7 protein-coding genes are annotated in these 6,016 nt (G+C 62.0%); 3 read left to right on the forward strand and 4 right to left on the reverse strand.

From position 1 onward, the window contains the following. Window positions 1-227: 227 nt before the first annotated feature. On the reverse strand, window positions 228-812 hold the full coding sequence (locus AAF358_26575) for a TetR/AcrR family transcriptional regulator (GenBank protein ID MEM7709142.1): 585 nt from the start codon (window positions 810-812) through the stop codon (window positions 228-230). 114 nt (window positions 813-926) lie between these two features. On the opposite strand from AAF358_26575, the gene AAF358_26580 reads away from it, so the two are divergent. After that, a complete protein-coding gene (locus tag AAF358_26580; GenBank protein ID MEM7709143.1) occupies window positions 927-1,952 on the forward strand; it encodes a glutathione S-transferase family protein in 1,026 nt (341 codons plus the stop codon). Window positions 1,953-2,024: 72 nt separating this feature from the next. Here AAF358_26580 and AAF358_26585 read toward each other — a convergent pair whose 3' ends face one another. The 3 genes from AAF358_26585 to AAF358_26595 all read right to left on the reverse strand — a co-directional run bounded on the left by AAF358_26585 (window position 2,025) and on the right by AAF358_26595 (window position 3,919). Then, window positions 2,025-2,453, reverse strand: coding sequence for a nuclear transport factor 2 family protein (locus tag AAF358_26585; protein ID MEM7709144.1), 429 nt, complete (start codon window positions 2,451-2,453; stop codon window positions 2,025-2,027). A gap of 77 nt (window positions 2,454-2,530) precedes the next feature. Next, on the reverse strand, window positions 2,531-2,875 hold the full coding sequence (locus AAF358_26590; GenBank protein MEM7709145.1) for a hydroxylase: 345 nt from the start codon (window positions 2,873-2,875) through the stop codon (window positions 2,531-2,533). A gap of 135 nt (window positions 2,876-3,010) precedes the next feature. After that, the gene (locus AAF358_26595) at window positions 3,011-3,919 is read right to left on the reverse strand and encodes a dihydrodipicolinate synthase family protein (GenBank protein ID MEM7709146.1); all 909 of its coding nucleotides are present in this window, start codon (window positions 3,917-3,919) and stop codon (window positions 3,011-3,013) included. 163 nt (window positions 3,920-4,082) lie between these two features. On the opposite strand from AAF358_26595, the gene AAF358_26600 reads away from it, so the two are divergent. After that, window positions 4,083-4,724, forward strand: coding sequence for an antitermination protein NusG (locus tag AAF358_26600; protein MEM7709147.1), 642 nt, complete (start codon window positions 4,083-4,085; stop codon window positions 4,722-4,724). Window positions 4,725-4,855: 131 nt separating this feature from the next. Then, a complete protein-coding gene (locus AAF358_26605; protein MEM7709148.1) occupies window positions 4,856-5,971 on the forward strand; it encodes an efflux RND transporter periplasmic adaptor subunit in 1,116 nt (371 codons plus the stop codon). Window positions 5,972-6,016: the final 45 nt, after the last annotated feature.

Here is a 6,016-nt window from a genome sequence, read left to right on the forward strand (position 1 = left end):
AGCCGGCGAATCATCTCTCCGGGCGCCCGATCGGTGCACTAACCCAGAGCGCAGTCTCTGCGCAGTTCGAGCCGAGCGCGCGCAGCGCGCGACGCACCCCGCAGGGAGCGGAGCGACTGAGCGGCCCCCTCGAGGGGTGAGCCGGCAGAGCCGGCGAATCATCTCTCCGGGCGCCCGATCGGTGCACTAACCCAGAGCGCAGTCTCTGCGCAGTTCGAGCCGAGCGCTTAGCCACCTACGACCGCGTTAATCGTAAACCCCGCGATTCGCCTGAGCTGAGCCTCATCACCGAAAGCCTTCTCCATCACAACAAGTCCCCGGGCTACGGCGACCAGGTGTTCGGCGGTCAGGTGCGGATCGCCGGTGAACTCGCCGGAGCCCAAGCCGTCGGTCAGCGCGCCTGAGATCAGTTCGATCAAGCGCTGCAGGAGGTCAGCAAATGCTTGCTTGGTGGTGTCCTGGGTATCTGCAAGAGAGGGAATTTCCATTAACGCCCGCGTGGTGGGGCAGCCGCGATGTGGTGTGCCCGTACAGTAGTTGCTGATGGAGTAGTCGTAAAAGTCCAGGAGCCGCTGGCGCAGCGGGCCACGGCTGACCCGGCGGGCAACGTTGTCGAGGTAGTCGTCGGCATATTGCCGGTAGGCTCTTAGGAACAGCGCCTCTTTGCTGCCGTAGGCGTTGTACAGGCTGCCGCGCTGCACGCCGACCTCGCGGGCGACGTCGGAGAGCGACGTGCCGCGGACGCCTTTGCGCCAAAACTGCTCGAAGGCGGCGTCCAGCACCCGTTGCTCCTCAAACTGTCTTGGCCTCATCCGGCTCCCTCCGTCAGCGCTTTATGGTCGCACGATATTTGACAGCATGACAAAAACTGCTATTTTTGACGAGGTGTCAAAAATAGTCGTCGAGAACGGCTTGGGAGCAATCAGGTGTTCATACCGCGAAAGGGCGAGCCAGCGAATCAGATCAGTCGGCCCGATCAGTATGTGGTGTATGGCTGGGGCCGAAGCTACTTCACCCACAAGCTCACCGCCGCCCTGGACTACTACAACGCCAAGTGGGAGATGCGGCCAAAGACCGCGGAGGTTGAACGTGAGCTCCGGCTGCGTTCGGGGACGCACCAGGTGCCGGTGCTCCACACGCCGGAAAACTGGATGATTGCTGACACCACGCCGCTGCTGCGGATGCTGGACGCCCGTTTCCCTGACCGCGCGATGTTTCCGGACGGCGCGCTGGGTGTGCTGGTACACATGGTGGAGGAGTATTTCGACGAGTGGATTGCCCGCACGACCGTTCACTGGCGCTGGAACTATCCTGAAAACCACGAGCAGCTGTCGCTCGACGCTGCCTACGGTGATTCGGAGCTCGCGAGCCGTATCGCCGAATGGGGCGTAAAGGTTTGCCGCGCGACCGGCGTCAGCAGCCAGCAGCAGCAGGCGGCCGCGGAAGCCGAGTACCGACGCATCCTGGACGCGGTGACCACGCAGCTTGCGCAAACGCCTTTTCTGCTGGGGAGCCGCCCGTGCGCCGTCGACTGTATTGTCCTCGCGGGGCTAAGAGCTCACTTCTTCCACGATCCCGCGCCCCGGAACGCGCTCTATGACGCTTACCCTGCAGTGGTTGCCTGGGTGGAGCAGGACGCGGCGCAGTGGCATGGCGAAGGAAACCTCGAGCTTTTCCCCAAGGCCACGTCCTTTGCGCGATTTGTCTTAGGCGAGATGGTTGGTACGTACCAGCCTTATGTGCTGGGCAACCGACACGCGCTTGAGCAGGGAGATCGAGCGTTTGTGATCAACGTTTATGACGAAGCGGTCAGCTACCTGGCGCGCCCCTACATCGAGGAGTCGAGGCGCATGATTGTCGACCGGATTGCCGGCGATCTCACGACAGTCGATCAAGCTGCGGTCCGCGCGTGGCTTGGAGAGGTGGGGCTCGAAAAAGCGTTCGCGGATTAAGTGCCCCAACGCGCGGCAGCTGATCGGCGCCCGTTCGATATTTGAAAAACGGGCCCACACCCGTCGCTCAGCCTAGGGTGACGGCGCCTTGCTGAGCTGCACGTCGGCGACCGGCTCCGACGGGTAGTAGTACACGCGTGTTATCAGCGGCCCCGAAAACTCGTAGACCGACATCGACTGCTGCGACTGCAAACCGTTCTCACCGTTCCAGCTGGCGATCTCAACCGCGCTGACGCGCTGGCCGGAAACCATCATGGCGGCAATTTTCGATTGACAGGTTGTGCACGACTGAAAGTAGCCATCCATCGCGCTGATCAGCGCAGCCTTCCCCTCAACTTCAACCGTCACCGCGGCCGCGGATACCGATAGCCACTGAATCTCGTCGGTGACCAGTTCTCCCATGGCCCTCGAGTCGTGCGCATTGAAGGCCGCCAGAAAATCTCGGACGATCTGGGCGGGTTCAGCTGCGTCCCCGGTTTGAGCGAAGGCGAGTTGCGTCACCGCTAGCAGCAACAACACGAGGAGGCCTGGCCGCCTTCGCGCTTCTGACGCCCGCCGGCACCGGGCTTGAGCTGAGCCTAAAGCTGCCATAGGCCGTGGTGCACGTCACCCTGGATGTAGATCGCAAAAGTGCCTTTGCCCGGGATTTCCAGCGGCGGGTGCGCCACCTCAGCGCCGCCGCTCGTGGCGGCCTCAAGCGCTGCTTCAATATTGTCCGTCAGCCAATAGGGCCGAATCGTCGGCTGCTCGGACTCGTGCATGGGGGCTCGAACCCCCAGCATCGAGCCATCGGCCATCGCCGTGGTCCTCGCGCCGCCAAGGAGCTGATCGGGTTCACTGAAATGCGCGCCAAGCGCGTTTTCGTAGGCGGCACAAACGGCTTCAGCGTTCGTCGCGACAACTTCCAGATATTGAATCTTCATTTCTTCGTCCCTCCGGTGCCAGTCGACAGCTTAGCAAGCGATGCGGCCAAACGCCGCTTCCCGCGCCGGGCAACAGACCTGGTTCGGTGGGACGCTGTCCGACCTGTGGTGGCGCCCAGGACAGCCAGTCTTAGCTCAAACGCCTAAAGAAAACCCCATCGACTTGAGCTCGGACTGCAGCTCTCGGTTCTGACTCGCGCTGAGGGCCACCAGCGGTGGGCGAACGCGGTTCCAGGTGGGGTCATTCCTGGCGCCGGCGATGACCGCTTTGAGCGCTGGGATCATCGGATAGCGAGAAATCCTGTCTCTGACGCTGTTGAGCGCGCTCTGCTGTGCGTCCGCATCCGGGGCTTGATAATTTTGCTGCAGACGGGCGATTGCCGCGGGATTGATGTTAGCCGTGGCCGAGATGCAGCCCGCCCCGCCTGCCCGCATCGTTTGCAGGAGGAAGGCTTCACTGCCGGCGTACACCCGAAAGCCGTCCCAGTGTCGCTCGAGCAAAGCGGCCGTGTGACGCCAGTCTCCGCCGCTGTCTTTAATGCCGGCGATGATCCCGGGGTAAGCCTTCAGCAGCCGTTCGATCAGCTCCAGCGACAGTCCAACCTGGGCAACCGGCGGGATGTGGTAAAGCAAAATCCGCAGGTTTGGGTCGCCAACCCGTTGGATCACCTCACTAAAGCTCGCATACAGACCCTCGTCGCTAACGCCCTTGTAGTAAAACGGCGGCAGCATCAGCACGCCAGCGCACCCCCGACTAACGGCATGACGGGTCAGCGCCACCGAATCGGGCAACGCGCAGCAGCCGGTGCCCGGCACTAGCCATTGCGGGTCCACGCCGCCGTCGAGCATTTCGTCAAGGAGTTGGATCTTCTCGTCGACCGACAGGGAGCTCGCCTCGCTGTTGGTGCCAAAGACGGCCAGTCCCACCTGCTGGCCGAGCAACCACCGGCACTGATCCACCAGCCTGGCGCCGTCGGGGGCCAGGTCAGCGTCGAAGGGTGTAACCACCGGGCTCATTACGCCCGGCAATAGATTTTCGGTCATTTCAAAAATTCGGCTCCCGTCGATCGAAGGGCATTTGAGTGAGCAAACGGCCTGTGCCTGCAGGCGTCAGGGCCCGTGAAGAAAAATGTTCAGCAGCAAATACAGTACTATGAGGCGCAAATGATAAAAATGTAGCGATCTCAACGTTTCCTAGGGGAATTCCATGATGGCATTAATCGACTTTCTGTTCCGCTGGTTCCACGTACTGTTTGGCATCGTGTGGATTGGTCTCCTGTACTACTTCAACTTTGTGCAGGGTGAGTATTTCAAGGAGGCAACAGCCGATGCGAAAGCCGACGCGCTGAAGAAACTAGCGCCCCGGGCGCTCTGGTGGTTTCGCTGGGGAGCGATGTTCACCTTCATCACCGGCCTTTACCTGATCCATACGCTGGGCGTGGGTTTCAACCAGTACATCGCGACGGGCGCCCTGGCGGGTATCTTCATGTTCCTGAACGTCTGGCTGGTGATCTGGCCGGCCCAGAAAATTGTCTGCGGCATAGTCCCGGGTGATGCCGGCAAGGCGGGCCCGAAGGCGCTGCTGGCGTCCCGGACCAATACCCTGCTGTCCGGTCCCATGCTCTACGGCATGCTTGCATCAAAACACGGCACCTACAGCGCTGAGGGCTTCGGTCAAGCACTGAGCAGCTTTGACGATATTGGGTTTCTTGCGGGGCTTGGCATCATCGTGCTGCTGGAAATCAACGCGTTGGTAGGCAAGCTGGGGCCGATTGCCAGCGTGGTTGGCGTCATTCACATGAGCGTGCTGCTGACGGCGGTCATCTTCGGCCTAATGCACTTCCTGTAGAGCGATCCTGGCTGGCGATCGGCTCGGGGGAGCCGACGCTGGCAGATCACCTGGCCTTGCTGGGACGTTGACACTAACTTGGCTTTTCCCGCTTTAAGCTGGGGGATTGCCTGGGACGGCTGGAACCACTCATGAAGCGTTTTTTTGGGGCGATAGTCATCACCGCAGCAATTGCCGCTGGCGGGTGGTGGTTTTATCAGTCCAATTCGGCATTAGAAAGCGGCGCCGCACCCGCCCGCGGGCGATTTAACGTCACCCCTGTGGTTGGGGTGACGCCAGTCGCTCTACAAACGTTTGTGCAAAACGTTGAGGGGCTCGGCACGGCGCGGGCCAACGAGTCGGTCACGATCACCGCCAAGCTCACCGATACGGTGCGACGCATCAACTTCGAAGACGGTCAGATGGTTGAGGCAGGCACGGTCCTGGTCGAGCTGACCAACCGCGAGCAGGAGGCGCTGTTGGCGGAGGCCCGGGCGGCGCTAGGCGACGCGGAAGCACAGCTGAAACGCATTAACGATCTCGGCGCCCGGGGTCTAGCAGCGCAGTCTGAGGTTGACCAGGCGGTGGCCGCAGCTGACGGCGCAAAAGCCCGGCTCAATACCGTGCTCGCCCGCCTCCAGGATCGTCTGATCCGCGCGCCATTCGCGGGCCTTCTGGGTTTCCGTCAGGTCAGCCCTGGCAGTCTGGTGACGCCGACCACCGCCATCACAACCCTGGATGACGTATCGGTCATCAAGCTCGATTTCACCCTGCCAGAGACGCAGCTGAGCTTTCTGCAGCCCGGCCTGTCCATCAACGCCCGGAGCGCGGCGTGGGGCGACCGGGCGTTTACCGGCAAAATTTCCTCGATCGGCTCCCGCATCGATCCGGTGACCCGCGCCGTCGAGGTTCGCGCCGTCATGGACAACAGCGACGGACTGATCCGGCCCGGGATGCTGATGTCGGTGGCCGTGGCCAGCAACGAGCATCGGGCGCTGGCTGTTGGCCAGGGGTCGCTGGTGTCGATCGGCAACGTCACCTACGTGTACGTCGTAGACGATTCCGATACGGCGCACCGCCGTGAGGTTGAGCTGGGCCTGCGAACCTTCGACGAGGCGGAGGTCCTGAGCGGCCTGCGTCCGGGTGAGCGAGTAGTCACCGAAGGCGTCGGCAACATGCGTGACGGCATCAAGGTCACCGTCAAGGGGCAGGGCCAGGCAAGGGCCCCAGCCGTTGGTGGCCCCGCCGGCACCCCCGCCCGGGTCTAGGAGACGACAGAACACGTGGTTAAACGAAAAAAACGGCAAAACAAC

This window comes from Pseudomonadota bacterium, from assembly GCA_039033415.1.
Lineage (GTDB): Bacteria > Pseudomonadota > Gammaproteobacteria > Xanthomonadales > SZUA-38 > JANQOZ01.